The sequence below is a fragment of the Thermosulfurimonas sp. F29 genome (assembly GCF_019688735.1).
Classification (GTDB): Bacteria; Desulfobacterota; Thermodesulfobacteria; order Thermodesulfobacteriales; family Thermodesulfobacteriaceae; genus Thermosulfurimonas_A.
In genome coordinates this window covers 1-25,310 of sequence record NZ_JAIFYA010000002.1, presented here as the reverse complement: position 1 = coordinate 25,310, position 25,310 = coordinate 1, and the positions used below count along the sequence as shown (strand labels likewise).

20 protein-coding genes and 1 pseudogene are annotated in these 25,310 nt (G+C 57.1%); 10 read left to right on the top strand and 11 right to left on the bottom strand.

All coding sequences use genetic code 11. From position 1 onward, the window contains the following. The first annotated feature begins 41 nt into the window (after positions 1 to 41). Both K3767_RS04675 and K3767_RS04670 read left to right on the top strand, forming a co-directional pair. Positions 42 to 620, top strand: a complete 579-nt coding sequence (locus tag K3767_RS04675; protein ID WP_221172414.1) for an isoprenylcysteine carboxylmethyltransferase family protein — start codon at positions 42 to 44, stop codon at positions 618 to 620. Further along, complete coding sequence (locus tag K3767_RS04670; protein ID WP_221172413.1) at positions 617 to 1,807, top strand: MFS transporter; 1,191 nt, start codon at positions 617 to 619, stop codon at positions 1,805 to 1,807. The genes K3767_RS04675 and K3767_RS04670 overlap by 4 nt, the downstream gene beginning before the upstream one ends. Before the next feature lie 74 nt (positions 1,808 to 1,881). Here the strand turns inward: K3767_RS04670 and K3767_RS04665 are convergent. The 4 genes and pseudogenes from K3767_RS04665 to K3767_RS12080 all read right to left on the bottom strand — a co-directional run. Then, positions 1,882 to 2,280, bottom strand: a pseudogene (locus K3767_RS04665) (PIN domain-containing protein); the annotation flags it as partial. Positions 2,281 to 2,295: 15 nt separating this feature from the next. Further along, positions 2,296 to 2,532, bottom strand: a complete 237-nt coding sequence (locus K3767_RS04660) for a ribbon-helix-helix protein, CopG family (RefSeq protein WP_221172411.1) — start codon at positions 2,530 to 2,532, stop codon at positions 2,296 to 2,298. Between the two features lie 229 nt (positions 2,533 to 2,761). Then, complete coding sequence (locus K3767_RS04655) at positions 2,762 to 2,971, bottom strand: hypothetical protein (protein ID WP_370630446.1); 210 nt, start codon at positions 2,969 to 2,971, stop codon at positions 2,762 to 2,764. After that, positions 2,884 to 3,390 (bottom strand): AAA family ATPase, encoded by a 507-nt coding sequence (locus tag K3767_RS12080; protein WP_255592254.1) that lies wholly within the window; start codon positions 3,388 to 3,390, stop codon positions 2,884 to 2,886. Before K3767_RS12080 ends, K3767_RS04655 begins: the two co-directional genes overlap by 88 nt. A 391-nt stretch (positions 3,391 to 3,781) precedes the next feature. On the opposite strand from K3767_RS12080, the gene K3767_RS04650 reads away from it, so the two are divergent. After that, positions 3,782 to 4,141: an HTH domain-containing protein gene (locus K3767_RS04650; RefSeq protein WP_221172410.1), complete on the top strand. Its 360-nt coding sequence runs from the start codon at positions 3,782 to 3,784 to the stop codon at positions 4,139 to 4,141. Between the two features lie 270 nt (positions 4,142 to 4,411). On the opposite strand, the gene K3767_RS04645 is transcribed toward K3767_RS04650, so the two are convergent. The 3 genes from K3767_RS04645 to topA form a co-directional block, all read right to left on the bottom strand. Continuing rightward, complete coding sequence (locus K3767_RS04645) at positions 4,412 to 4,993, bottom strand: inverse autotransporter beta domain-containing protein (protein ID WP_221172409.1); 582 nt, start codon at positions 4,991 to 4,993, stop codon at positions 4,412 to 4,414. 260 nt (positions 4,994 to 5,253) lie between these two features. Next, a complete protein-coding gene (locus K3767_RS04640; RefSeq protein WP_221172408.1) occupies positions 5,254 to 6,087 on the bottom strand; it encodes a hypothetical protein in 834 nt (277 codons plus the stop codon). A gap of 54 nt (positions 6,088 to 6,141) precedes the next feature. Beyond that, positions 6,142 to 8,367, bottom strand: a complete 2,226-nt coding sequence (topA, locus tag K3767_RS04635; RefSeq protein WP_221172407.1) for a type I DNA topoisomerase — start codon at positions 8,365 to 8,367, stop codon at positions 6,142 to 6,144. Positions 8,368 to 8,512: 145 nt separating this feature from the next. On the opposite strand from topA, the gene K3767_RS04630 reads away from it, so the two are divergent. The 3 genes from K3767_RS04630 to secD all read left to right on the top strand — a co-directional run bounded on the left by K3767_RS04630 (position 8,513) and on the right by secD (position 13,339). After that, a complete protein-coding gene (locus K3767_RS04630; protein WP_370630440.1) occupies positions 8,513 to 9,844 on the top strand; it encodes a transglycosylase SLT domain-containing protein in 1,332 nt (443 codons plus the stop codon). Between the two features lie 9 nt (positions 9,845 to 9,853). Next, entirely contained in the window at positions 9,854 to 10,687 is an 834-nt protein-coding gene (locus K3767_RS04625) for a metal ABC transporter solute-binding protein, Zn/Mn family (protein WP_221172405.1), read from the top strand. A 63-nt stretch (positions 10,688 to 10,750) separates the two neighbouring features. Further along, the gene (gene secD, locus K3767_RS04620) at positions 10,751 to 13,339 is read left to right on the top strand and encodes a protein translocase subunit SecD (protein ID WP_221172404.1); all 2,589 of its coding nucleotides are present in this window, start codon (positions 10,751 to 10,753) and stop codon (positions 13,337 to 13,339) included. Between the two features lie 12 nt (positions 13,340 to 13,351). Here the strand turns inward: secD and K3767_RS04615 are convergent, their stop codons facing one another. Beyond that, a complete protein-coding gene (locus K3767_RS04615; RefSeq protein WP_221172403.1) occupies positions 13,352 to 15,784 on the bottom strand; it encodes a Lon protease family protein in 2,433 nt (810 codons plus the stop codon). Between the two features lie 115 nt (positions 15,785 to 15,899). On the opposite strand from K3767_RS04615, the gene K3767_RS04610 reads away from it, so the two are divergent. Beyond that, a complete protein-coding gene (locus tag K3767_RS04610; RefSeq protein WP_221172402.1) occupies positions 15,900 to 17,681 on the top strand; it encodes a RiPP maturation radical SAM C-methyltransferase in 1,782 nt (593 codons plus the stop codon). Here the strand turns inward: K3767_RS04610 and paaI are convergent. From paaI to K3767_RS04595, 3 genes are read right to left on the bottom strand one after another with little or no spacing between them, the layout of a single operon-like run. Next, a complete protein-coding gene (paaI, locus tag K3767_RS04605; protein WP_221172401.1) occupies positions 17,668 to 18,084 on the bottom strand; it encodes a hydroxyphenylacetyl-CoA thioesterase PaaI in 417 nt (138 codons plus the stop codon). The two genes, K3767_RS04610 and paaI, sit on opposite strands and share 14 nt — an antisense overlap. Positions 18,085 to 18,130: 46 nt before the next feature. After that, the gene (locus K3767_RS04600) at positions 18,131 to 19,357 is read right to left on the bottom strand and encodes a 3-deoxy-D-manno-octulosonic acid transferase (protein WP_221172400.1); all 1,227 of its coding nucleotides are present in this window, start codon (positions 19,355 to 19,357) and stop codon (positions 18,131 to 18,133) included. An 11-nt stretch (positions 19,358 to 19,368) separates the two neighbouring features. Next, a complete protein-coding gene (locus tag K3767_RS04595) occupies positions 19,369 to 19,887 on the bottom strand; it encodes a CCDC90 family protein (RefSeq protein WP_221172399.1) in 519 nt (172 codons plus the stop codon). An 86-nt stretch (positions 19,888 to 19,973) separates the two neighbouring features. On the opposite strand from K3767_RS04595, the gene ligA reads away from it, so the two are divergent. The 3 genes from ligA to K3767_RS04580 form a co-directional block, all read left to right on the top strand. Continuing rightward, the gene (gene ligA, locus K3767_RS04590; protein WP_221172398.1) at positions 19,974 to 22,016 is read left to right on the top strand and encodes an NAD-dependent DNA ligase LigA; all 2,043 of its coding nucleotides are present in this window, start codon (positions 19,974 to 19,976) and stop codon (positions 22,014 to 22,016) included. Between the two features lie 154 nt (positions 22,017 to 22,170). Continuing rightward, entirely contained in the window at positions 22,171 to 23,634 is a 1,464-nt protein-coding gene (locus K3767_RS04585; protein WP_255592244.1) for a sigma-54-dependent Fis family transcriptional regulator, read from the top strand. A 189-nt stretch (positions 23,635 to 23,823) separates the two neighbouring features. Further along, positions 23,824 to 25,310 (top strand): IS1634 family transposase (locus K3767_RS04580; RefSeq protein WP_221172397.1); only part of this gene is annotated, 1,487 nt, incomplete at its 3' end.

Below are 25,310 nucleotides of genomic sequence, written 5' to 3'. Positions count from 1 at the left end.
AGCACTTTCCTTACCTCCGAAAGACTTTTAGAATTCTGGTCATGAAATGGTCGGACTGGCTCGCGGCCCTCAGCACGGCCTTCTGGCCCCTGATCCCCCTCTTCTGGCTCCCCCTTCACCTCCTTCCAAGGGTGAGAAAAGCCCTGGGCCTCTTCTTTTATCCCGTTATCGTTACCCTCTGGTTGATTATAGCCTACCTCGTTCTTACCCGGAAAATCTTTGCCGCCGCGGGGGTTGTCAACCTTCCCGCCCCCGTGAGGGTCCTGGGAGCGGTGTCCCTCCTGGCCGGGCTTCTCCTCCAGGTGCTAACGGCTCTCTATCTGGGCAGGCGAATCATAGGTCTGCCCCACTTCAGGCCCTCCGCCGCAAACACTCTGGTCACCGAGGGCCCCTTTCGCCTGTGCCGTCACCCCACCTATCTCGCCCACAGCCTGATCTTCTTCGGGACCTTTCTCCTTTCCGGGTATCTCACGGTGGCCCTGGTGGCTCTCCTCGACCTCCTTTTAACCCGGCTCCTGATCATTCCGCTTGAGGAAAGAGAGCTTCACGAGAGATTCGGCAAAGAATACGAGGCCTATTGTCGCGAGACACCGAAAATGCTTCCGGGGTTTAGGTTATGAGGAATTTCTACCGGAAAATGGCGGTGGTGGCCCTGCTGTATCTCGCCGAGGGGCTGCCCTTCGGCTTCGTCTATGTGACCCTTCCGGTCTATCTCCGGACCGAGGGGGTCAACCTCGTCGAGATAGGTCTCCTCTCGCTGGCCGGTCTTTCCTGGAGCCTGAAACCCCTATGGGCCCCGCTGGTGGATCGCTACGGACGGAAGTATCACTGGATGCTGGGTGCCCTCACGGGGCTGGCCCTTTCCGTGGCCCTGCTCTCCCTGGTTCCCCCGGCCGGAAAGCTCTACATCCTTTTCGTGTTTCTCTGTACCCTCTCCTCGGCCACTCTGGACATCGCCGTTGACGGCTACACCATCGAGCTTCTCACCGAGGAGGAACTCGGCCCCGGAAACGGGGTGCGGGTCTCGGCCTACCGGGTGGCCATGATCGGCTCCGGAGGCGGTCTCGTGGCCCTCTCCCACTTTCTGGGGTTCAGGCCGGCCTTCCTGGCCCTGACGGTGATTTTCCTGGCGCTGGCCGCCGTCATTCTCCTTCTGCCGGACATGCGGCTTCCCTCAATAACTCAAAAAAGCAGCGACATATTCGGACAATACATCGATCCGCTAAAGGATTTTCTCAAAAGGCCCTATGCCCCGGCCGTCCTCTTTTTCGTGCTCACCTTCAAGATCGGGGATGCCACCATGGGCTCCATGATCTACCCCTTCTGGGTGGACCGTGGGTTTTCCAGACTCGAGATCGGTCTCATCTCCGGCACCCTGGGAAGCGTGGCCACCATCGTGGGTTCGCTGGTGGGGGGTGGACTCATCCGGCATCTCGGGCTCTTTAGGGCCCTCTGGATGCTGGGCCTCGCCCAGTCCCTTTCCAACCTGGGCTACGCCTACGCCGCCCTTCCGGAGTCCGCCCGCTGGACGGTCTACGGAGCCTCCATCGTGGAAAGCTTTACCGGGGGCCTCGGGACGGCGGCCTTCCTGGCCTTCCTCATGCGCCTATGCCGGAAGGACATGAGCGCCAGCCAGTACGCCCTGCTCTCAACACTTTTCAGTCTGTCCTTCACCCTGTCCCGGGCCCTGGGGGGGTTCGGAGCGGAGTATCTGGGCTACGCCGGGTTCTTCTTCCTAACCTTCTGGATCTCGCTCCCGCCCCTTCTCCTGGTTCCGGTGGTGATTAAGGCCGTCCCCCGGGATTAAAGCCGCCACCAGGGCACGGCCTCCACCCCGCCGCGGTCTCTTCGCCACCGGAAGGCAGATGTCATTATCGTGCCTCAAGTTTCTTCCAAAAAAAAAGGATTTACAATCTCGATCCCTTCTATTTTCATCCCGTGCGAGAGGTCTTCTGTAAAGATCGTCCGGCATCCTGCCCTTAAGGCCGCACTAACAATAAGCGCATCCCAGAGGGAGATTCTATACTTCCGGCTTATCTCGATTCCTCTCAATACCAGATCCGGATCAGCATTAACCACCGGAAATTGCGCATAAAGCCGGACAACCTCTTCGGCTCTCTCCTCCGGAATTCCCATCTTCCGGGTAAGAACAACATACAATTCCTGTAATACCTGAACCGAGATCACCAACTTTCCTGAAGACCGCCACTTGCCGAGCAATTCTCCGGCGATGGCCCGTTTCCGGAGATCCTTTCTCTCATATTCGTAAGCCAGCACATTGGTGTCAAAAAGGCTTTAAACATCGTAGAGTTCCTCGCGATCCCATCCTTCCAGGTGCCCTCCCACCTCCCGGGCCAAAGCCCGAAGTCTCTGGTCAAGCTCCATGTAAAACCTCTCCTTCCCGAGTTCCTCTTCAAGGCGCTCCCGGACAAAAGCCGAAATACTCTTTCCCAAAAGAGCCGCCCTCCTCTTAAGCTCCTTCCAGGTTTCTTCAGGGAGCGAAACCGTTATGACTTTCGTGGCCCTTCTCACCCTTTCCTCCTCGATTTAAAAATTTGCCTTTTATTCAATCAAATAAACCGTAAAGTCGTTTAAAGTCAATTAAAGCCGCCACCAGGGCACGGCCTCCACCCCGCCGGGAAGCGAAAAAGCCTCCTTTCCGGCATGCACGAGCCAGGTCTTTTCGAGCCCGGGAAGGATCTCTCTGAGTTTTAAGAGGGCCTCCGCGTCCTTAAGCCCCGGCTTCCCGGTGAGCTTCGCCTCAAAAGGCCTGAAAGGCAGGGCCGAACTTTAACAGAAAATCCACCTCCCATTCCCGCCCTCCGGAGGTATGGAGGAAGAAAAGCGCGGCTCCGGGCACGAGATCCTTAAGACTCCAGAGATTCATGAAAACCAGGGTCTCAAAGAGTGCGCCCAGAAACTCCCGGGGGACCTCCTCCGGATGCGTGTATCCGGCCAGGGCACAGGCCAGCCCCGGATCGAGATAGTAGAATTTGGGCCGCTTGAGGATCCATTTCGGGATATTTGTCCTCCCCCGGAGCGGCCCTCTCCGGAAGCCTCATCTCCCGGGCTAGCGCAAGAAGCCCCTCCGGCGGACCGTAAAGCTCGTCCAGGAGAAACCCCGTAAGATCGAGATAGACCGCCCTTCCGGCCAGGCTCTCGGAAACCCTGGAGATAAGAGAGTAGCTCCTCCGGGGCCCGCTCCACCAGGGTCCTCACCTCCGGGTCGTCCAGGGTAAGATAGGGCCAGTCCTTAACCGGAGGCTCGTTCCTGAGGAGGGTACTCTTTCCAACCTGGCGCGGGCCGGTGAGCACCACCACCGGCGAAAACCGCAGCGCCCGCCGCAGACTCTCCGCCACCAGCCTGGGGATGTATGCATTTCGTTTCACGGTGTGAAATATTTTATATCAGGATCTGAAAAAATAAACACCCACCACCGCGCCTCCGTTTCCCCTTCATGGCCCTTCCGGTCATTCCCGGGCCCGGAACCGTCCGCCGAAATAAGCCTTCCTATGCCGCCGCCAGCGCCCGGCGCACCCCGGCCTTAAGGGCCACGAACTCCGGCGCGTGGGTCAGCTCGGGCCGGAATAGACGGATATACTATTTTTAGAGAGATACAGCTTGCGGCTTCTATATATACGGCATAAAATCCTTATATGGGAGTCCGGCTGATCTATCATAAAAAGGAAACCTTACCCGTTCACTACGGTGGCTCAGCTTTTTGAAGACTTTGGAAGGCCCTGGAGGAGGTGAAAAAACATGAAAACTAAAAAGGTAAAAGTGGAGATCAAAAGCCTTGAGGAAACTTTAAGAGAGGCCCAAGCGGTGATGGAAACCCTTGCAAAAGGAAAAGTAGCAAAACCCGGAAAGTATGTTGTGGTTTTTCCGGACTGTAAAACCATGCGAAAAGTGCTTTCAGAAAGACGTCTTGAGCTTCTTAAGGCCGTGCGCAGACACCGCCCAAAGTCCATTTATGAGCTTGCCAACCTTCTTCACCGCAACCTGAGAAGCGTTCAGCAGGACGTTAAGATCCTCTCCGATTTAGGCTTCTTGGAGCTCGAGAGAAATCCCCGGGGGAAGAGGGATCGCCTCACACCCAAGGTCGCCTACAAGAAAGTGATCTTTGAGGTGGACCTGTAACCCGGTCGCCTTCTTAACCTTCACAGCGCCCGGTACACCCCGGCCTGAAGGGCCGCAAATTCGGGCGTGTGGGTCAGCTCCGGCCGTCGCGGATAGGGAAAGGGCACCCGGATCTCAATTGAGGGCCCGGCGCTCGGGGGCGCCCCACATGATGTAGGCCCCGCGCGGGGCCGCGGGAAAGCTCTCCAGAACCCCAGCCGGCGAAATCCTTTCAGGTGCAGGCCTCCTATCACACCACCTCCAGCAGAAATTCTCTAGTCCGCACAACTGTTAGGCACCGTGCCGTTGTAGCCGGAAAGGATAAGATGATAGCCGCCCCACCTCGAACTCCACCCCCTTTGCGGCCTCTTCATACCTCCTCATCCGCTCGTAAACCTCCCAGAGCCCCCGGCCCGAAAACACATACCCCGAAACCACCTCCCGGTCCTCGATCTTCGTCACATGCCGGCCCATGGGGAGATAAAAGTTCAGCCTGGCGTCAAAGTACCTGTTGGATAAGGCCTCAAGGGCAAGCGTCACCTGGTCGTAGTGGTTGCCGAGAGAGGAGGAGAGCCAGTCGTAGTAAAGGACGCCTCCGAGGATCCAGCTTCGCCACATCTGCCGAAGCCCCAGGCCCAGGTTCCACTCCTGACTTTCGTTGGTGCCGAAGCGGTAGATGTAGTTCATGAAAAGGACGGTGTCGTTATCCCCGGCCACGGGCACGAAGGCGTCCACATAGAAGTCCGAGGCCGCCTCCTCGCCCACCATCACCCCCGGCCGCACCTTCACCCTCCACACCCCGGCCGGGGCCGCCGAAACCACCACCAGCAGAAAAATCAACCCCAGAAGCAGAATTACTCTAGCCTTACGCATTCGTCCCCCTCAATGTCCGAAAATTCCCCGTTTTCCGGGCTTATATCCCGAAATCAGGCCCGAAGTCAAATTCAATCAAGTGTGAGAAGTGTAAGAAGAAGAAATTCCGATTACCATGGACTTGCGCACTCTTTCACAAAATTTCGTCGAATTTCTTCAAATTCGGTCCGGAACGCTTCCGGAGCAAGCCGGATGGCCGGAAAAGGCAGGGAGATAATTGCCACTCAGGATTTAGGGATGCCGGGGGATCAGGCCCCTGATTAAATCCGGTTAAATCCAGCGGCACCGGACGAACTCAAGAAGGCACGAAATAGGGGAAAAAGTAGCTTTCGCATCGTGGCGCGGGGGGAGGGGGCGAGGGTTTCGCGTCCTTCGGGGCGCAGGCGGTCGCTTACCAGGTGCAGAGCCGCAAGCCTCAGTCCCAGGGCCTCGGCGGCGGCAAACAGGGCCGCCGTCTCCATGTCCACGGCCACGGCCCGGGCGGAAAAACGACGGAGAAATTCTCGATCTTCCCGGTAAGGAGCATCGGTGGAGACCAGGGCCCCCACCCGAAACGAAACCCCCTTCACCTCAAGCGCCCTTTTCAGGCCCCGAAGAAGCCCGGAGGCCGGCCGGAAGACCCGGCGCCGGGGTAGATAGTGGCGGGAGGTGCCCTCCAGACTCAGGGCCTTTTCGGGAAGGAGGATCTCTCCGGGCGGGAGATCCTCCCTCAGGGAGCCGCACCACCCGTAAACCAGGACCTCCTCAACCCCGGCCGCGGCCAGGTTTTCCAGCAACATGACCGCCTGAGGGGCCCCCAGGGCCGGACCCGCCAGGGCCCCCTCACTTCCGTACCGGATCTCGGAGAGGAAAAGCCGCCGTCCCTCCCGAAAAGGGAGGAACTTCCTGAAAAAGCGAAAGTCGGGCTCGGTGAGGATCAGAACGGCCCGGGGTCCACACCGAAAGCCGGGCTCGGGTCTCGTTAGGCTTTCTTCCGGCAGGACTTCTCCCCCCTTAAAAGCTTCTCCCGGGCCTCGGCCAGGGCCTCTTCGGAAAGAAGGCTCACCGGCCAGTCCCTTGAGCAGGTGAGACACCTCACCCGGGCCCGGGCTCACCGGCCCACGAGCTCCGCCTCCTCTCCGCACACCGGACACCTTACCTTCACCGGATCAGGCCTCCTCGGCAAAGGTGGCTTTGCAGAAGGGGCAGTAGCGTCCGGGCCGTTTCCCGACCCTGAGGGCCGTAAAGGGTGCTCCGCAGGAGGGGCACTCCCCGGGTACGGGTTCGTCCCACAGCACGAAATCGCAATCCGGAGCCCGGGAGCAGGCGTAAAAGGTGCGCCCCCGGCGGGAGCGGCGTTTCACGATCTCTCCGTCACAGCCCTCCCGGGGACAGGAAAGACCGGTGCCCACGGGGCGCGTATAGCGACAATCGGGATAGTTCACGCAGGCCAGAAACTCCCCGAAACGCCCTTTCCGGAGCACCAGATCCCCTCCGCATTCCGGACAGCTTCCCCGGGATTCCGCCTCCCGGCGGACCAGGCGTAGCTTCCCTTCCCCGTCCCGTTCGTAATCCCCGGTAACCCGGCAGTCAGGATAACGGCTGCAGGCCAGGAAGGGACCGGCGCGTCCCACCCGAAGAAGCATCTCCGCTCCGCATTCCGGGCACCTGACCCCCGAAGGGAGACCGGCCTTAAGGGAAGCCATGTTCTCTTCCGCGGCCCTGAGATCCCGCAGGAGATCACGGTAAAATCCGGCCAGCACCCGGTGTCTCTCCGCCCGCCCCTCGGCGATCTCGTCGAGAAAGGCCTCCATGCGGGCCGTGAATCCCGGATCCATCAGTTCGGGAAAGGATTTCACCAGGAGCTCGTTCACCAGCAGGCCCAGCTCCGTGGGGCGAAGCGTTCCGGCCACGCTTTCCACATATCCCCTTTCCCTGATGGTGGACACTATCTGGGCGTAGGTGGAGGGACGCCCTATTCCTTTCTCCTCCAGGGTGCGGATGAGGGTGGCCTCGGTATAACGGGCCGGCGGTTTGGTGAAGTGTTGCCTGGGAAGGAGTTTTCTGAGTTCCACCCGTTGACCCTCTTCCAGGCCCGGAAGGAGCTGATCCTCCTCGGGCACCGCATAGACCGCCAGAAAACCCGGGTGCAGAAGCCTCCGTCCCCGGGCCACGAACCCGTAGGGGCCGGCCACGATCTCCACCACCGTGGTCTCGTAGCGAGCCGGGGTCATCTGGGAGGCCAGAAATCGCCGCCAGATGAGGTCGTAAAGTTTCCAGGCGTCGGGATCGAGCACTCCCCGAAGCCTTTCCGGAGGGAGGTCGAACCGGGTGGGACGAATGGCCTCGTGGGCCTCCTGAGCGGTGGCCCGAGACCGGTACTCCGGAGGGCGTTCCGGCAGGAAGTCCCTTCCGAAGGCGTTTTCGACGATTCTGCGCGCCGCCTCCTGAGCCTCCCGGGCCACCCGGACCGAATCGGTACGCATGTAGGTGATCAGCCCCACCGGCCCCTCCCCGGGAATCTCCACCCCCTCGTAAAGCCTCTGGGCGAGATACATGGTCTTTCTGGCGGGAAACCGAAAACGCCGGAAGGCCTCCTGCTGGAGCGTGCTGGTAATAAAGGGAGGAGGGGTTTTCCTCAGGACCTCACGGCGCCTGAGCGAGGCCACCTGCAGCCCCTCTTCGGCCACCACCCTCTCCAGCTCTCCGAGGACGGCCTCGGTCTCCTCCCGGCTCCGGGGACGAAGCTTCCGGCCCTCCTTTTTCTCCAGACGGGCGAGAAAGTCCTCCCCCCTAAGGGTGCGCAACTCCGCCTCGATGGTCCAGTACTCCTCCGGCCGAAAGGCCCGGATCTCGGCCTCGCGCTCGCAAATCAACCGCAAAGCCACCGACTGAACCCGACCGGCCGAAAGCCCCCGTTTGACCTTCTCCCAGAGAAGGGGGGAGAGGTGATAACCCACCAGGCGATCCAGAACCCGGCGAGCCCGCTGGGCCTCGTACTTCCTCTCGTCCAGATCCGCGGGGTTTTGCAGGGCCTCGCGAATGCCCCTGGCGGTAAGTTCGTAAAGAAGGAGCCTGCGCACCGGCTTACCCAGGGGGCGGAGCTCCTCCGCGATGTGCCAGGCTATGGCCTCTCCCTCCCGGTCGGGATCGGGCCCGAGATAAACCTCGTTCACCTTGCGGGCCAGCTTCCGGATCTCCTCGAGGACCTTCTTTTTACCCCGAATGATCTCGTATTCGGGCTCGAAGCCGTTTTCCACATCCACCCCGAGACGGCTCTTGGGCAGATCCTTTACATGCCCCACCGAGGCACACACCTCGTAGTCCGATCCCACCACCTTTTTGATGGTGCGCACCTTGGTGGGGGATTCCACCACTATGAGTCCCTTCTTCATCTTCCGACCTCCCGGATCCATCCTTTACTTATAAAAAAAACTCTACGCAAGACCTCCCCGAAAACGAGTCCAGGGACACCCCCCCTGAACCCACTCAAAATCACCTGAATAAGAACCATCCCTTAAGATCTTGACTCAATTTTTTATGTTTGATATAAATGGGACAATCATGCGGGTAAGTTTGCGGTTAATTTTCCCTGTTATATTCCTTTCCATCGTAATTATATGTTTTGATCCCAATATTACTTTATCTTTCAAACAAAACGCCTATTCCTTAACCGAAGATTACAATGACGAAAATGTACTGGAAGAACACCTTGAACTCCTTCCAGAAGAAATCGTTTCGGAAAGACTGCCTTCCAATCTTAATGACCAGGTCAATTACTTCATTAGATATTTTACCGGCAAGCGTAGAGATCTGTTTGCCATCTGGTTAAAACGTTCTGGAAGATATCTTCCTATAATCGAAAACATATTTGAAAAACAGGGGTTACCGAAGGATCTTGCCTATCTGGCAATGATAGAAAGCGGTTTCAATCCCTTTGCCTATTCCAGAGCCGGAGCGTGCGGAATATGGCAATTCATGCGTTCCACCGCCCGCAAGTATGGGTTGAAAATCGACTACTGGATTGACGAAAGACGCGACCCGGAGAAGTCTACCCGCGCGGCGGCGCTCTACCTTTCGGATCTTTACTCCATGTTCGGGGACTGGCGCCTGGCCTGTGCCGCTTACAATGCCGGGGAGGGCAAAATCTACAGGGCCATACTCCGTTATCGCACCAGGGACTACTGGAGATTGTGTCGATACGGCTTCCTCCGCAGAGAGACCAAAAATTATCTTCCCAAGTGGATGGCTGCCATAATTATTGCCAAAAATCCGGAAAGATTCGGTTTTTTCGTAAAGTATGATCCGCCTCTCGATTACGAGACGGTTATGGTGCCCGGGGGGACGGATCTCCGCATGGTGGCCCTGGCCGCGGGGGTGGATTACGAAACCATTCGCTGGCTCAACGCCGAATTGCGCCGGGCCAAAACCCCACCTTATCTCGATAAATATCCGGTAAAAGTCCCCTTCGGCACTGCGGAAGCCGTCCGAAAATACTTAAGGCGGGTGCGCTTCGTCTATCATCGCCGGGCCCTGCGACACCGGGTAAGACGGGGAGAGACCCTCCTCAAGATCGCTTCCTATTACAAGGTGCCCCTTCGGGTTCTCAAAAGAGTAAACGGAATATCCGGCAGTTTCATCCGGGTGGGCCAGATTCTGGTCATCCCCTATCGGGAGCAGGCTACTTTTTACCTGGCCCGGATATCATCACCGGCCACCAGAGCCACCTATTACAAAGTGCGTAAGGGAGATACCCTCTGGGAAATTTCCCGGAAATTCGGGGTATCCATTGAAAAAATCAAAAACTGGAACAATCTTTCCTCGAATAATATCCTGCCGGGGCAGATTCTGATCATCTGGCCGGAAGCATAAACCCTGGGAATGAAGAGGCTTTACCGGATAGTTATATGCTGCGTGATACTCTGTTTTCCGTGGACCCATGCAGTTCAAGCCTCTACAACGATTACTGCCACCATTTTTCCTCTGTATGAAATTGCCCGGATAATTGCCCCCGGGGCCAGAATACATCTTCTGATCCCCCCCGGTATCTCCCCACACCACTTTGAACCGAGCTTTAAGGACTTTCGATGGTTATATGAAAGTGATCTCATCCTGGGCGTAGGCACGGAGTCCTGGTTGCTTAAAAATCCGGAACTGGCTGCCAAGAGCCTGCTTCTTTCCGGGGGACGCCCCGTTGAAAACCCTCATCTATGGCTGGATCTGGATCTCCTCTCTCAATTCGCGGAGAATCTGGCCCGTAGGCTGGCACAACTTGAACCCGAAAAGGCCCCTCTCTACGAGCAGAACAAGAGCCTCATCCTCCGCAACATTACCTCTTTAAAAAGAGAACTGAGGACGCTTTCCGAATGTTCACGGAAAAGGGAGGTAATCATTATCGGCCACGCGGCGCTGCAAAAATTCCTCCGGGAAGCCGGTCTCAGGGAAATAGCTCTGGCCGGGCCACATCCGGAGAGCGAGGTGCCTCCCGAAAAACTTAAAAAAATCCTGACACTGGTACGAGAAAAACACATTCGGGTAGCGTTTCTTCTGGATCCTGTGTTTCGCAAATATGCCCTTATATTCAAAAATGAAGCCGATATCGAAATCTTAACCCTTAATCCAGGGTTACCCCTTTTCAAGGAAGATCGCCATCTTTCCTTTTTTGAACTTTTACATAAGAACATCGTCAACCTCCGTAAGGGTCTCTGTCGATAAAGGTTGCCAAAATATCCCTTTTGCGCTAGGAGAAAGGAAACCTTCATGTAGAGGAGGAGTGAAATGCCCCGTTATCTCAAGATGAAGATAGCCCTGGTTCTCGCCCTTACCCTGATCTCCGCGGTCCTTATTCTCCCCTCCTTTTATTCGGGGCTTCCACCCTGGTTTAAAAAGTATGTTTACGGAGCCAGGCTCAAGCTGGGGCTGGATCTGCAGGGGGGCATGCATGTGGTGCTCAAGGTGGATGTGGACAAAGCCCTGGAGAACGCCCTTAACGCCTCGGTTCAGGACTTAAGGGAGGCCCTGGGGAAACGGGGAATCCGGGTCTCCGTTAAAGAAACCCCTCAGGGATTCGTGCTTTCCTTTCGGAGCGCCACGGATCTGGCCCGGGCGAGGGACCTCATCGAGAGGGAATATCCGGAACTCAAGATCGTGGAAGAAAAATCCGGGGCCTATCCCCGGATCACGGTGGCTCTTTCCGAAAACAGAGCCCGCTTCATCCGGGAACACGCCGTGGAGCAGAGCCTGGAGGTAATCCGCAACCGGGTGGATCAGTTCGGAGTCACCGAACCGGTCATAGTCCGGCAGGGAAAGGACGAGATCGTAGTTCAGCTTCCGGGGGTTAAGGATCCGGAGAGGGCGCTCAAGCTCATCGGCCAGACCGCCCAGCTGGAATTCAAGCTGGTGGACGAAGAGGCCATGCGCAGGATCGACTTCTATTACAACCTCATCGACAGGGCCCTCAAGGAGGGGCGCTTAAAGCCCGATTATACCCGGGAGGACCTGAATCGGGTTCTAAAGCCCTACCTACCTCCCGGCGACGAGGTGTACTTCTGGGTGACCCGGGATCGGGATACCGGCCGGATCATAAAGCGCCTCATCATCCTCAAACGCCGGGCCCTCCTCACCGGAGACATGGTGAAGACCGCCCATGTGCGCATCGGAGGTCCTTACAACGAACCCTATGTTTCCCTGACCCTTACCTCCCGGGGGGCCCGAATTTTCGAACGGGTGACCGCGGAGAATGTGGGCCGCCGGCTGGCCATAGTGCTCGACAATGTGGTTCGCTCCGCCCCGGTGATCCGGGAACGGATTCCCGGAGGACAGGCCCAGATCTCCGGGGGCTTCACCTACGAGGAGGCCTCGGATCTGGCCATCGTACTCCGGGCCGGAGCGCTTCCGGCTCCGGTCAAGGTGATCCAGAACATCACCGTGGGCCCCACCCTGGGACGGGATTCCATCCATCGGGGGCTCGTCTCGGGCATCCTGGGTGGAGTGGCGGTCCTGATCTTCATGATCATTTATTACCGGTTTTCCGGTTTCATAGCCGATGTGGCCCTCATCCTCAATGTGCTCTTCCTGCTCGCGGTCCTGAGTCTCTTCCGGGCCACCCTCACCCTCCCGGGCATCGCCGGTATCATCCTGACCATGGGCATGGGCGTGGACTCCAATGTGCTCATCTTCGAGAGGATGCGCGAGGAGCTCCTCCTGGGCCGTCCTCCCCGGGCGGCCATCAACGCCGGCTACGACCGGGCCTTCTGGACCATCGTGGACGCCCATGTCACCACCCTGATCACCGCTCTGGCCCTGTTCCTGTTCGGCACCGGTCCCATCAAGGGCTTTGCGGTAACCCTCTCGGCCGGAATCGTGATCAACCTCTTCACGGCCATCTTCGCCACCCGGATCGTCTACGACGCCCTCATCGTGAAGGGACGCACCCCGAAGATCAATTTTCTCCAGATCATCGGGAAGCCCAATATCAATTTCATGAAAGCCCGGCGTTTCTGTTTCGGTCTCTCCGGGGTTCTGGTTGCCCTGGGCCTTATAGCCTTCGTGCAGATCTCCCGTGGAGCGGCCAACCTGGGAGTGGATCTCGGCGGAGGGGTGCTGGCCTACTACCAGGCGGAAAAACCCTTCAAGCTCGACGCCATACGCAAGGCCCTTTCCCGGGCCGGAATAAAGGGACTACAGCTTCAGGATGTTAAGGGACAGAATCTGCTGCTCGTGCGGGTAAGGGAAAAGACCGAGACCGTGGGAGGCACGGAAAAGCTCATTTCCAGGGTGCTTTCGGAGAAGTTTCCGGATCTTCACTTTAAACTCATCGGAAAGGAGGAGATCGGTTCGGCCATAAGCCGGGAACTGAAACGCAAGGCCATCATCGCCATTCTGATCTCCCTGGCCGGCTTCATTCTCTACCTGGCCATTCGCTTCAAGCTCAGTTTCGGAGTGGCGGCGGCGGTGGCCACCTTCCACGATGTGCTGGCAGTGCTGGGGCTCTTCTACCTCATGAACCGGGAAATCTCCCTCCTTTTGATAACCGCCCTGCTAACCCTTGCGGGATACTCCCTCACCGACACCGTGGTCATCTTCGACCGGATTCGGGAAAACATCCGCAAACTGGGCGAACGCACCCCCTTTGAAGAAATCATCAATCGCAGCGTCAACGAAATGCTGGCCCGGACCATCATCACCTCCCTCACCACGCTTCTGGTGATCCTGGCCATCTTTCTCTTCGGTGGGGTAGTGCTCAGGGACTTTGCCCTGGCCCTTCTCCTGGGGGTTATCGTGGGAACCTACAGTTCGGTCTTCGTGGCCAGTCCCATCGTCTATCTGTGGCACAGGGGCAAAACTCCGCGCCTGGGAGGGGAGTAAAGGGGCTAAAGGTTATTCGGCGGCGTTTTCCTTTTTGGCGTCCTTACCGAAGAGGCGGGCCCGTTCCGCCAGTTCGCGCAGCCGTTTGTCCACCAGGTAGAAGACGGTGCCCTCCGGGTAGCGGCCATCCGGGCCAGGCTCCCCGGCCGGAAGGCCGGTAAGGATCTCGATGCCCTCCTCCACCCGGGAGATGGGCCAGATGTGAAACTTCCCCTCGGCCACGGCCTCCACCACCTCTTTTTTCAGGACGAGATCGTTCACATTGGCCGCGGGGATGATGACGCCCTGTTCGCCGGTGAGCCCCCTTTCGGCACAGACCCGGAAAAATCCCTCGATCTTCTCGTTCACGCCCCCCACCGGCTGGATCTCCCCCTTCTGGCTCACCGAACCGGTGACCGCAATGCCCTGTTTGATGGGCACCCCGGCCAGGGCCGAAAGGAGGGCGAAGAGCTCGGCGCTTGAGGCCGAATCCCCCTCCACCAGACCGTAACTCTGCTCGAAACAGAGCGTGGCCGAAAGGGTAAGGGGTTTGTCCTGCACGAAACGCTCCCGCAGGAAGCCGGAAAGGATCATCACTCCCTTGGTGTGGATTTTCCCGGAAAGCTCGGCCTCCCGCTCGATGTTGATGACCCCTTCCCGGCCCAGGGAGACATTGGCCGTGATCCGGGTGGGACGCCCGAAACGATAGTCGCCGAGCTCGTAAACCGAAAGGCCGTTTATGCTCCCCACCTCCTCCCCCTCGGTTCGGATCCGGATGAGGTCCTTCATGATGGCCTCGTGAAGACGATCCTCGATAAGGGAGAGGCGGCGGCGACGCTCCTCAAGGGCCTTCTCTATGTGCTGAGCGGTGATGTTCGAAGCCCCCTCGCTTTGAGCCCAGAAGTGGGCCTCCCTTAAAGTATCGAATATCTCCGGGAGTTTCAGGGAGAGCTTGTCCTTGCGTCCGGCCAGTTCACAGGAATATTCCACCAGCCGGGCCAAACCGTCCGCCGAAACCGGAAGGAGGTTTTTCTTCCTGACCATGAGGGCCACGGTGCGCAAAAACTCCCGTGTGCGCTCCTCGGTGCGATCCACCCACTCCTCAAGCGGGGCCTTGACCTTGAAGAGCTCCCTGAAGGTCTCGTCAAAGGCGTAGAGCAGGTGGTAAAGAAAGAGGTCCCCGATGAGGATGACCTTGGCCCGAAAGGGAATGGGTTTGGGGCGCAGGGTTTTGGTAGTGAAGAGCCCGAGCTGTTCCCCCAGATCCTCAAGGAAGATCTTGCGACTCTTGATGATGCGTTTGAGGGTCTCGTAGGAAAAGGGGTTGCGCAGGAGGTCGAGGGCCCGCAGGATGAGGAACCCTCCGTTGGCTCTATGGAGGCTTCCGGCCCGAAGCATGGTGAAATCCGTAAGAAGGGCCCCGAACTGGGCCTTGCGCTCTATGGCGCCGAAGAGACGGGGATAGGTGGGATTGGGTTCGAAAACCACAGGAGCCCCCCGGGTCTCGGAATTGTCCACGAAGAGGTTCACCTCGTAGCGCACGAAAACCGGCTCGCGCGGGGGCACGGGCACGGGGAAAGGGGGGTGCGCTCCTTCCTTTCCGTGAGGCTGCCGGAATTCGTCCAGGTGTTCGAGGACATCCCGGGCCACGGCCTCCAGGTACTCCACCACCGGGGTAAAGGCCGCGTACTTGTCGCGGAGGTCCCTGAGGTAAAACTGGATTACCTGGGAGGCCACCTCCCGATCGAGGTTGCGCAGGGCCTCGTGCAGGTCCTTTTCCAGTTTCTGTATGTTGCGTACGGTGGCGTTCAGTTCGTGCTGGAGTTCCTTGCTTTTGGCCTTTAGTCGTTCCTTTTCCTCCTCGGGAAGGCCCTGCACATCCTGAGGAGTCATGGGGGTGCCGTCGGGCCTGGCGGGGATGATCATCATACCCATGGGTTCCACATTCAGGATGAACCCCTCGGCCTTAACCCGGTTCTCCAGAGCCTCGAAGATCTGGGCGCGACGCTGGTTGAATTCCTTGAGGAGGGCTTCCTTTTTCTGCACATAACTTTCGTCCTCGAAGGCCTCGGGAAGCCTCTCCCGAAGGGTGCGAATGAAATCGGCCATGTCCCTCTTGAACTCCCGGCCCTTTCCGGCGGGAAGCTCCAGGGCCAGAGGACGATCCGGATCTTCGAAGTTGTAGACATAGCACCAGTCGGAGGGAGTGGGACGGTGACGGGCCTCCTCCTCGGTGAGCACGCGGGTGAGGTATCCCGCCCCGAATTCGGCCTCGCCGGCCACATAGATGTGAAAGTCGAGGTCGTCGAGCTTGAGGCCCAGAGAAAGGGCGGCCACCGCCCGCTCCTGCCCCATGATGGGCGGGGTCTCTCCGGAAAGAAGGTCCTCCGAAGAGGACACCCCCAGGGAGGCCGGATCCACCGTGACCCGCAATTCCTCCGGACGAAGCTCTCTCCTCTCCCCCATAGCGCCCTCTTTATACTTAGAGTTATCCCCCTTTGCAACCGCCTTTTTGTTAACAAAAATTTAACAGGATCCGATCCTATTTTTCGGAAAGGGTGAAGGTGTTATTCTGGGAAGGATGCGGGTGGCGTTGCTGGCCTTGCCCTGGCCTCTTTTTAATCGCCCCTCGGTGCAGCTGGGGGTACTCAAGGGGTATCTTCGCCGGGTGCTCCCGGAGGTGGAGGTGCACACCTATCATCCCTACCTCTCCTTCGCCGCGGCCCTGGGCTACGAAGACTACCTCAAGATCTGCGACTCCTCCTGGCTTGCGGAAAGCCTCGGAGCGGGACTGCTCTTTCCGGAGAGGCGGGATAGAGCCCGCCGGCTTTACGAACGCCTGAGCCGACGGGAGGGCCTCAGGCGTCCCTACGAGGAGGTCCTCGCCCTCCTCGAAAGCCACCTCCGGGCCTACCTCAAAGCCGTTCCCTGGTCGCGCTTCCGGGTGGCCGGCTTTTCGGTGTGTCTCAACCAGCTCACTCTGTCCCTGTGGGCGGCGAACCTCCTCAAGCGGGAGCATCCCCACCTGGTCATCGTCTTCGGAGGAGCACTCTGCGCCGGGGAGCTGGGACGCAGTCTCCTGGAGGCCTTTCCCTTCATCGACTTCGTCATCAACCGGGAGGGAGAAAGACCGCTCGCCGTCCTCATCAGGGCCCTTTCCCGGGGAGGGCCCGAAGAGGATCTTCCGGGGATCTTTTTCCGGAAAGAGGGGCGAGTTCGCGGCGGCGGGGAGTTAACCCTTCCCCCGGAGGAAATCCCCTCGCCCGTTTACGACGATTACTTTCAGGAGCTCAACCACCTGCCCCCGGAAAAGCGCTTCTTCCCGCTGATACCCCTTGAGGCCTCCCGGGGATGCTGGTGGGGCAAGTGTCACTTCTGCAACCTGAACCTTCAGTGGTGCGGCTATCGCCGCCGCCCCCTGAGGGCGGTGCTGCGGGACATCCGTCTGCACGCTCAGGCCGGACTCCTCGACTTTGCCTTCATGGACAACTGTCTGGATCGTAAGGAAGCCCTGACCCTCTTCGAGGAACTTTCCCGGGACGGTAGGGACTACCGGTTCTTCGCCGAGCTCCGGGCCATTTACTCGGCAGAGGAATTTCGCCTCCTGCGACGAGGGGGTCTCTACTGGGTTCAGATCGGAATCGAGGCCCTTTCCACCTCTCTCCTCCGGCGCCTGGGCAAGGGGACCACGGCCATGGCCAATGTTGCGGCCATGCGCCACTGCGAGGAGGCCGGACTGGAACTTTCGGCCAACCTCATCTGTCACTTTCCGGGCACCACGGAAGACGAAATCCGGGAGACCCTGACCGCCCTGGATTATGTCTTCCCCTTCCGTCCCCTTCAGACGGTCTCCTTCTGGCTCGGCTACGAAAGTCCGGTCTTTCAAAATCCGGAAAGGTTCGGACTGCGTCGGATCTACCCCCACCCTTTCTACCGGTATATCTTCCCTCCGGAGGTCCTCAGAAAAATGACCCCTCTGGCCTGGGCCTATCAGGGGGATCGCAAACATCAGCAAAGACTCTGGCAACCGGTCATAAAAAAGGTGAAGACCTGGCAAAAGCTGTGGAACAAACTCTATCGAGAGCATGGCCCCCTTCTGACCTATCGGGAGGGTGGGGATTTTCTCATCATTCGCCAGGTAACCCCGGAGGGGCGAATCCTGCACCATCGTCTCCGGGGGCTTTCCCGGGAGATATACCTCTTTCTCACCGAACCCCGATCCTTCCGGGAGGTGGCGGAGACCTTTCCGAAAATTTCGGCGGAAAAGCTCAGGGCCTTTCTCGACGACCTTGAACGCAAGCGTCTCCTGTTTCGGGAAGGGGAACGCTTCCTGGCTCTCGCCGTAAGGGCTAGCCGGGGTTGAACTCCTGGGGTCGGCGCACCACCTGTCCGGTGAAAAAGGCCACCAGCGTACCATCCTCCTTGGAAACGGATACCTCGTAAAGCCCGGTCTTTTCCGTGCGATGAACCTCCCGGGCCTCGGCCACCAGGCGTTCCCCCAGCCGGGCCGCGGCGGGATAGTATATCTGCGCCGAGACCGCCAGGGCCAGCCGACCGTGACTGTTGGCCGCCACCGCAAACGCAAAGTCCGCCAGGGAAAAGGTTACCCCGCCCTGACAGACCCCGGCGGCGTTCAACATGTCCTCCCGCACAGTCATGGCCATGCGGGCGTATCCCGGACGCACCTCCAGCACCTCCACTCCCAGCCAGACCGCCACCCGGTCGTGTTCCCTCATGTAACGGGCGATCTTCTCGGCCTTTTCCATGGAGTCTCCTCCTTCCCGAACACCGTGGGGTAAAAGGTGCCTAACATTATACGCTTTGGCGGACGGAAAGGCCAGAAAGATAGGGAGCCAGGAGATCCAGGTGTCTTTCCAGGGCCCCTCTGTGTCGGTACCACACCTCCCGGGCCGCCCGGGCCGCCTTCGACCTCTCCCTCAGAACCCGTCTCCAGGTTCGGACGAGGTCCTCCGGATCAATCCTTACCCTGAAGCCGCCCCCGGCCTTCTCGAGCTCCCCGGCTACCCCGGAAACACTCTCCACATAGGGCCCGAACACGGGCGGCACCCCCACGCTGGCGGGTTCAAGCAGGTTGTGTCCCCCCACCGGCACCAGGGTCCCGCCCACGAAGGCCACCTCGGCCAGGGCGTAAAGGGCCCGGAGTTCCCCCAGGGTGTCCACCACCAGCACCTCGCAGGGGCCCGGACGGGAACGCAAAGTGGCCCTGAAACCGAGCGCTTCCGCAAGGGCCTTAACCCGCAAGGCCCTTTCCGGCCGGCGAGGGCATAAAACGAGCGTGCCTGCGGAAAGACGACGGCGGGCCTCCAGAAGGAGTTCCTCCTCGCCCGGATGAGTGGATCCGCAAACGATCACCGGAGGGGAGAGATAGGCCCCCAGTTCCCGGCGCAGGGCCTCCACCTCTCCCTCGGAAGGGGGAGGAAAATCGTACTTCAGATTGCCCAGATAGAGTATCCGGGGGCCGGGATTTAGAACGGAAAACCGGCGGCGGTCCTCCGGGCTGGCCGTGCCTATCACCTCAAAGGCCCCGAAAAAACACCGGGCCAGAGCCGGCCACCGCCTGAGTCTCCGGAAGGATCCTTCGGAGAGGGCGGCGTTTAAAAAAATGAGGGGCACGCCCCTGCGGCGCAGCCATCCCAGCAGATCCGGCCACACATCGCTTTCCACCAGAATGAATAGCCGGGGATCGATGACGGACACATAGCGCCGGAGGGCCTCCGGACAGTGGATGGGCCCGGGATAAACCGCGAACCTCTCGCCGAAGCGCCGGGAAGCCGCCTCGTACCCGGAGACCGTGGCCACGGTGAGGACCGGATGACACTGCGGAAACCTCCGCCTCAAACCCTCCACCAGGGTGGCTGCGGCCTGAAGTTCACCCACGGAAAGGGTATGCACCCATACGCGGGGGGCAGGAGGAAGATCCTCCGGACGGGGGCACCATCGCCTGAAAAAAAGAGAGCGCCGTCTTTTCCTAAGCTGAGCCAGGAGATAAAAGGGACAGAGGAGACGAGCCAGCCACATTCACGCCCTTCTCAGAAGAGGAAACGCAATATACCCACCATGGCCACTACCTGCCCCGTCCAGAAAAGAAACATCCACCTCACCAGCCGCGACTCCACCGCCTTTATTTCCTTGCGCACCTGCTCCACCTCAAGACGCACCCCCTCTATCTCCCTCGTGAGCTTGAGCTCCGCCTCCTTCATCTCTTTCCGCACCCCCTCTATCTCCTTCGTGAGCTTGAGCTCCACCTCCTTCATCTCCTTGCGCACTTGCTCTATCTCCTTTGTGAGCTTGATCTCCGCCTCCTTCATCTCCTTGCGCACCTGCTCTATCTCCTTCGTGAGCTTGAGCTCCGCCTCCTTCATCTCCTTGCGCACTTGCTCTATCTCCTTTGTGAGCTTGAGCTCCGTTTCGGAAAGGTCCGACCTGGTGGCCATGTCCAGGATCTGTGGATAACGCTTTTCCAGCTCCTCGAAGGCCTCGGCCAGAATCCGGGCCTTTTCCTCCCCGTATTCCCGGAAAGCTTCGTAAATCTTCAGGGCATAGCCCATGTTAAACTCCTGAAGACCTTTTTTGGCTTTTTTCTTTTAATGCTAATATATTTTAAGAATCCGGCAAACCGATACAGGAGGGGGCCATGGCGGAGGAAAAAAGGGAGATCCCTCCGGAGGTTGTAGAAAGGGTCAAAAAACTGCGCGAGGAGATTGAGTATCACAACTATCGTTACTATGTGCTGGATTCGCCGATCATCTCCGACGCGGAATACGACGCCCTGATGCGCGAACTGAAAGAGCTCGAGGCCCGTTATCCCGAGCTCGTCACCCCGGACTCCCCCACCCAGCGGGTGGGTTATCCTCCGGCCGATGAATTCCGCGAGGTGCCCCACGCCGTCCCCATGCTCTCGCTGGACGACGCCTTTTCCGAGGAAGAGGTCCTGGAGTTCGACCGGCGCGTCAAGCGGTTCCTCAATCTCCCCGAGGAGGTAGAGATCGAATACACGGTGGAGCCGAAGATGGACGGTCTGGCCGTGGAGCTCGTTTACGAGGAGGGGCGCCTCACCGTGGGTTCCACCCGGGGAGACGGATACACCGGAGAGGATGTCACCAACAACCTCAAGACCATAAAAAGCGTTCCCCTGCGGCTCTTTTCCGAGGACGGCGTACCCATTCCCCGGTTGCTTGAAGTGCGGGGGGAGGTCTTCATGCGCAAGGAAGACTTCAGGAGGCTTAACGAGGAGCGCCTCAGCCGTGGAGAACCCCCCTTTGCCAATCCCCGCAATGCCGCCGCGGGTTCTCTCCGGCAGCTCGATCCCAACATAACCGCCCAGCGCCCCCTGGACATCTTCTTTTACGGCGTGGGCCGGGTGGAAGGCTACGCCTTCAGGACTCAGTGGGAGATCCTCACCACCCTGCCCAAGTGGGGCTTCAAGGTGAATCCCCATGTGCGGAAGGTGAAAAACATCCGGGAGGCCATCGCCTATCACCACGAGATGGAAAAACTCCGGGAAAAACTCCCCTACGAAATAGACGGAATAGTGATCAAGGTTAACGACCTTTCCCTGTGGGAGAAGCTGGGTACCAAGGCCCGCAGTCCCCGCTACGCCCTGGCCTACAAGTTCCCGCCCACCCAGGTAACCACCCAGGTGCTGGACATCGTGGTGCAGGTGGGACGCACCGGAGCGGTGACCCCGGTGGCCATCCTCAAACCCGTGGAGGTGGGCGGGGTGGTAGTTTCCCGGGCGACCCTCCACAACGAGGACGAGATCCGGCGCAAGGATGTGCGCATAGGAGACTGGGTGCTGGTACAGCGGGCCGGGGATGTAATCCCAGAGGTGGTGATGGTCATCAAGGAACGCCGGACCGGCCAGGAGAAACCCTTTCGCATGCCGGAGAACTGTCCGGTGTGCGGCACCAAACTGGTGCGCAAACCCGGAGAGGCGGTGTGGCGGTGTCCCAACCGGGGCTGCTACGGACAGCTGGTGAGGCACCTCCTTCACTTTGCCAGCCGGACGGCCATGGACATAGAGGGACTGGGCACAAAGGTGGCCGAGGCCCTGGTGGACCGGGGCCTGGTGCAGGACATCGGCGACCTTTACTATCTCAAGGTGGAGGACCTGCTACAACTTCCGGGTTTCGCCCTGAAAAAGGCCCGCAACCTCTACGAGGCCATTCAGCGCAGCAAGAAGACCACGCTCTCGCGTTTTCTCTACGCCCTGGGGATACGGCATGTGGGAGAGGTGGCCGCGCAGCTCCTGGCCCGGCACTTCAAAAGCCTCGAGGCCCTGAGGAAGGCCTCCATGGCCGATCTCATGAGCGTACCGGGTATAGGTCCGGAGGCCGCCCGCTCGGTCTGGGAGTGGTTTCGAAACGAACGCAACCTCCGGACTCTGGAAAAGTTGCTCGCGGCCGGCATAACCTTCGAGGAGGAGACCGCAGAGGCGGCTTCTGAGGAAAAGCCTCTGGCCGGACGGACCTTCGTCTTCACCGGAGCCCTGCGGAGCATGACCCGGGAGGAGGCCAAGCGTCGCGTACATGCCCTGGGGGGGCGAGTAGCCTCCTCTGTGTCCCGGAATGTGGACTATGTGGTGGTGGGGGAGAATCCGGGTTCCAAGTACGACCGCGCCCGCGCCCTGGGCCTAAAAATCATAAACGAAGAGGAATTCCTACGGATGATTGAGTGAATCGTCTGAGTAATATATAAAATTGGAATTAAACACAAAATTTGCGTAATTTTCCTGAGTTGCATCTATAGTACTTAAGGATCAAATTTCTGTCTTTTAAGCCAATTGTAGGGGACTTTCCTCAAGTATTATTCTTTTTTAAGAGGAGGAACAGATGAGACTGGATATCCGTGCCAAACGCCCGGTCCAAGCTTTCGCAACAGGTCCGAGGGGAGAAGAGGCCGTATGGATGGAAGGTATAAGTTTGAGTGGAGGGATCCTCAGGGGGGGACCTCCTCTTCAAGTGGGCGAGATAATAGAGCTTTTTATATCTAACGAGAATGAAAGATTTAAACTTATTGCTGAAAAAATTCGTGACGATACGAAAGGCTCTGTTGTACGTTTTTTAATTACTGACAGAGCAATTTTTGGCAAACTATGGAAAGTTGTGGTTAATAACATATTATCTGAAAATTTAGAAAACAGATGTCCATATTGTAATTACACAGTAACCACAAATTTAGATAATTGTCCCTCATGCCAGTTATCCTTAAAGATATTTTCCGAAGAATATCTGAGAACTCACCTTAAAAACACTTTCTTTCTTAGAATAAAAATACTTCTAGAAGCTCTGAAAGATATTGATTTATTTCTCATTTATTCCTACTTAAATAGACTATTATTGTCGCTTAAAAACTACAATGATGACATTGAATTTGTAGGAAGTTGTCCCAAAATTTTAGAAATATTTTCTATTATTCGTAAAGTGGCTCCATTAGATATTCCAGTATTAATTTTAGGGGAATCTGGCACAGGAAAAGAACTGGTAGCTAAAGCAATATATGAAAGAAGTTTAAGATATTCCAAACCTTTTATAGTAATCAACTGTGCTGCTATTCCGGAAACTCTGCTTGAGGCAGAATTATTTGGATACGAACGAGGAGCCTTCACCGGAGCGGTTCAATCTCGCCCGGGAAAGCTAGAACTAGCAGACGGAGGAACTTTATTTCTAGACGAAATTGGTGAATTACCTCTTTCTCTTCAGGCTAAACTTTTACGATTTTTAGAGAATGGAGAAATAGAACCGTTAGGATCTTCTATATCCAGGAAGGTAGATGTAAGAATACTAGCAGCTACCAATAAAAATTTAGATAATGAAGTAAAAGAAGGACGTTTTAGAGCCGATCTTTATTATCGTTTAAATGTTGTTCCAATAGAACTACCACCTTTACGAGAACGAGGAATAGATAAATTGATATTAGCTAATTATTTTTTAAAAAAGTTTTCTCAAGAATATTTTATTGACTACAAAAAATTATCCAAAGAAGCTGAAAAGGCAATAATGCATTACACATGGCCGGGAAATATAAGAGAATTGATCAATAGAATACGCAAAGCTATCGTTCTCTCTCAAAATACAGAAATCACCCCTAAGGATCTAGGCATAGACGACATTTTTTCTAAAGCAGATCATAAAGTTTATTCCAAAAGAAAAAAAGTTGATAAAAATTCACTTTTACATACTTTAAAAAGTAATAATTATAATATTTCTAAAACCGCCAAAACTCTAGGAATAAGTAGACCAACTGTCTATCAATTAATTAAACGCTATCAAATACAATGCCGTGATAAAAATTAAAACCCAAGTTTGACAGTCGGAAGGGGCTGGGGAATCTCAAGTGAGCATTTTCGGCCCGAAATAACCCCTAAATGCCCCTCTAATTCCCTCCTTCCACCTACGACTCATCCTCTTAGCCTTCAAATGTTGTGCTATGCCTACAAAATTACATCTTGACAAACAAGAAAATCATGCTACTATTTTAGTGCTATGTATATCCGCACCAAAACCTTCAAAAACAAAGACGGCTCCACCAGGACCTACCTCTATATCGTTGAGGGCAAGCGGGTTAACGGAAAAGTACGCCAGAGGATCGTAGCCAACCTGGGACGGCTGGAAAAACTTAAGGAGGGTCAACTGGACAAGCTGATAGAAGGGCTGGCCAGGTTTTCCCGGAGGCAATGGATAGAGGCTTGTGCCCGATCCCTTGAGGCCAAATGGGCCAAGGATTTCGGTCCGGCGTTGATCTTTAGAAGGCTATGGGAAGATCTTAAGCTTGATAGGATTCTGAGGAAGCTTCTTTCTGGGACGGAAATTTCCATAGATGTGGAAGAAGCGGTTTTTGCCATGGTTTTGAACAGGCTCTGTGACCCGGCCTCGAAGCTTGGGGTTAGCCGATGGAAGGAGACGGTATATCGGCCGGAGTTTGAGAGGCTTGAGCTTCATCATTTTTACCGGGCTCTTGATTTTTTGGCCGATCATAAGGACGAGATTGAGGTAGAGCTTTTCGAGAGGATAAAGGATCTTTTCAGTCTGGAGCTTGATTTGGTGTTTTGGGACACGACGAGCGCGTATTTTGAGGGGAGAGGGGCGGAGGGGTTTTGCGAGTATGGATATTCGAAGGACCGGAGGCCGGACCGTGTGCAGGTGATATTGGGTTTACTTATGACGCGGGAGGGGATGCCGATAGGGCACGAGGTGTTTCCCGGGGCTACGGCGGATGTAGAGACATTTTGGGCGGTGCTTAAGGAGTTGCGGGGTCGGTTTCGGGTGAGGCGGGTGATTTTGGTGGCTGACCGTGGGATGGTGAGCCGGAAGATTTTGGAGGAGATCGAGGCTTTGGGGCTTGAGTATTTGGTGGGGGTGAGGATGCGGAAGCTTAGGGCCATGAAGGAGGTTTTGGGTAGAGGGGGCCGTTTCCGGAAGGTGAAAGGGAATTTGAGGGTAAAAGAGGTCTGGCATGAAGGCAGGCGTTACCTGGTTTGTTTTAATCCGGAGGAGGCGGAGAGGGAGAGGGCTGCGAGGGAGGAGGTGGTAAGGAAGCTTGAGGAGAAGCTTAAGGCGGGTGGTCTTAAGGGGCTTATAGGGAATAGGGGTTATCGTCGATATTTGAAGGTGAAGGGGGCGGAGGTTACGATAGATCGGGAGGTATTGGAGGAGGAGGCGCGGTATGATGGGAAGTATGTGCTTGAGACGAATACGGAGCTTGGGGTGGAGGAGGCGGCGCTGGCGTATAGGGATCTTTGGAGGGTGGAGAGGGCTTTTCGGGAGATCAAGAGTGGTTTGGAGCTGAGGCCTATTTATCACTGGACAGAGAAGCGGATACGGGGCCACATAATGGTTTGCTTTTTGGCCTTTGTGCTGGAGGTGGTGATGATGAGGAGGCTTAAGGAGGCGGGATGTAAGGGGTCTTACAGGGAGGTGATGAGGGATCTTGAGAGGCTCAAGGCGGTGGAGGTTGCGGTTGACGGGAAGAA